The sequence below is a fragment of the Vibrio sp. AND4 genome (genome assembly GCF_000171815.1).
GTDB lineage: Bacteria > Pseudomonadota > Gammaproteobacteria > Enterobacterales > Vibrionaceae > Vibrio.
Genome location: NZ_ABGR01000084.1, coordinates 1 through 2,548, shown reverse-complemented (window position 1 = coordinate 2,548; position 2,548 = coordinate 1). Strand labels below are relative to the sequence as shown.

At 48.1% G+C, this 2,548-nt stretch carries 2 protein-coding genes and 1 pseudogene; all 3 read right to left on the bottom strand.

What is annotated here, in order from left to right:
• The coding region (locus AND4_RS18685; protein ID WP_009844550.1) for a protein-disulfide reductase DsbD domain-containing protein at positions 1 to 726 on the bottom strand (726 nt) is incomplete at its 3' end.
• A gap of 160 nt (positions 727 to 886) precedes the next feature.
• Positions 887 to 2,194 carry an anaerobic C4-dicarboxylate transporter gene (locus tag AND4_RS18680; RefSeq protein ID WP_009844549.1) on the bottom strand — a complete coding sequence of 436 codons (1,308 nt, stop codon included), beginning with the start codon at positions 2,192 to 2,194 and terminating at the stop codon, positions 887 to 889.
• 171 nt (positions 2,195 to 2,365) lie between these two features.
• Positions 2,366 to 2,548, bottom strand: a pseudogene (gene aspA, locus AND4_RS18675) (aspartate ammonia-lyase); the annotation flags it as partial.

The following is a 2,548-nucleotide window of genomic DNA, read 5'->3' as shown; positions in this document are numbered from 1 at the left end:
TAGTTTGCCACTGCCAAGCACGATACTGGTCAGGATCGGGTACATGGGTAACACACATGGCGTAAACGCTAAGCCCACGCCAAGAGCCAAGAACAGCAGTGGTGTCCACCAGTTATCCGCAAGGTTGGCTGCAAGGTTATCTTGTTGTGTTACTGGTGGTGTCACTGACGTCGAAGCTTGCATCGCTGGTGGCGTTACAGCAGGAGTTTGTTGTACTTGTTGTACTTGTTGTGCGACGGTTGCTGAGTCCGACTTGGTTGAAGTAAACGCACTGATAGGAATTACACGAGTTTCTGGTGGGTAACAAAAACCCGCCTTCGCGCAACCTTGGTATTGCACAACGACGCGGGCACCCTCTTGCCAATCATGCATTGGTACATTGACAAACAGTGGCTCAGTGTAGACGTGTATATCACCAAAGAATTCATCTTTATGTGGCATACCATCTTCCATTTGCAGCTCGCCTAACGACAGATTTTCGCCCGCTACCGATAAGCGTTCTTGATACAGGTAGTAACCATCACGCACTTGCCAATCTAGCATCAGTTTGCCGTCTTGTTGGTAGTAGTTGAATGGGAAAGCCTGATCGACAGAGACAAAAGAATCGGTGCTGCTGTCAAAAGCGCCATTTGGGTTGTCGCCAAACTGGTCGCTACCAAAAAGGGCCATGGACGGCGCAGAAAAAGTAATCACTCCTAAGAGTAAGATGGAGAGTAATGCACGCATAAAAGGTTCAATTCATCTTAGATAATTGCCAATAGTGTAACTCAATCAGACCCGCAGGCTAGCCAATAAGTTTCGTGAAAGTGGAGGTTTTTTATGCAAAAACATGAGTTCCATACAATAAAAAGGGAGCCGAAGCTCCCCGAGTAAGACTCTGTTTCTACTAAATCAGCAGGCCGCCGAATGCAAAGCCAAGTGCGACGGCTGAAGTGATGGTTGCCACTCCTGGTACAAAGAATGGGTGGTTGAAGACGTACTTACCAATACGAGTCGAGCCAGTGTCGTCCATTTCAACGGCGGCAAGAAGGGTTGGGTAAGTTGGCAGGACGAAGAGCGCACTTACTGCTGCAAATGAAGCCACGGCTGTCAGTGGTGCTACGCCGATTGCGAGCGCTGCTGGCATGAGCGCCACGGTCGTTGCCCCTTGAGAGTAGAGCAGCATTGAGGCAAAGAATAGAACCAGTGCTAGCATCCATGGATAGTCTGCGAGCAGCGCACCTGCGACTTCTTTAATGCCATCAACGTGCGCATTAACGAACGTAGAGCCTAACCATGCGACACCGAGCACACACACACACGCTGTCATACCAGAGCGGAATGTTGCTGCTGCTGGAATTTTGCTTGCGTCGATTTTACAGCTCATTACGATTGCAGCCGCCGCGGCTAGCATGACGGCCATGATCGCCTCGTTACGACCAAGTGCAGGGTGCTCAATAAGACCGATTGAACCAGAGATTGCCGCAGCGTAGCAGACGACGAAAGCGATAGCGCCCAAGAAAATGAAGGTGGCTTTTTTCGCTGTCGGCAATATTTCGCGTTTTGATTCTGTGTTTAGCTTGATCAGACCTTTTGCTAGACGGTCTTGGTACTCTGGATCATCTTTAAGCTCACAGCCCATGAAGTTAGCGACAAAAGCACCCACCATACAAGCGATAAAAGTGGTTGGAATACAGATTGCCAATAATGTTAGGTAGTCAACACCGAATGGGTGAAGCATTGCCGCAAACGCGACAACCGCCGCTGAGATTGGCGACGCTGTGATAGCAATTTGTGAGGCTACAACTGCGATAGAAAGAGGACGAGAAGGGCGCACACCTTGGCCTTTTGCTACTTCTGCAATGACTGGTAGAGTAGAAAATGCGGTGTGACCCGTACCCGCAAGTAGTGTCATCAAGAATGTCACTATCGGTGCATAAAAAGTGATGCGCTCTGGGTGCTTACGTAAAAAGTTTTCCGCAACCTGGACCATCCAATCTAAACCACCAGCGACTTGCATTGCAGCGATAGCGGTAATGACTGACATGATGATCAGAATAACGTCGACAGGGATGAAAGACTGGCTGGTTGGGACGCCCAAGATTAAAGACAATGCAATTACCCCAGCACCGCCAGCAAAGCCAATACCGATTCCACCGATTCTTGCCCCTAGATAGATGAAGAGCAGGACTACGAAGAGTTCGACCATTACCATATTGATACCTCTTTAAGTTTTTTGATTCTGATTTTTTGAACACTCAGCTGTAGGTGTAAATGTTCAGAAAATAAGAATTCGAGTCGTCAATGTGTTAATTACTTAATAAAAGTGAGGTTATTCGTGTTGGAGCCTAAAAAAGGCCCCGTTTGGGGCCCTTTGCACCAGCGATTACTCGTAGCGCTTCGCTTTGTAAGTTGGATGCATGAAGTTTTCAACCGATAAGATGTCATCCAGTTCTTCTTCGGTTAACAAACCACGCTCTAGAACCACATCACGCACGCTCTTACCTGTTTCAGCACAGATCTTACCAACAATATCGCCCTCATGGTGACCAATGTATGGGTTTAGGTA

Bases quoted from the DNA above. Each gene is read 5' to 3' on its own strand.
- AND4_RS18680 (WP_009844549.1), bottom strand. From the start codon at position 2,194: ATGGTAATGGTCGAACTCTTCGTAGTCCTGCTCTTCATCTATCTAGGG.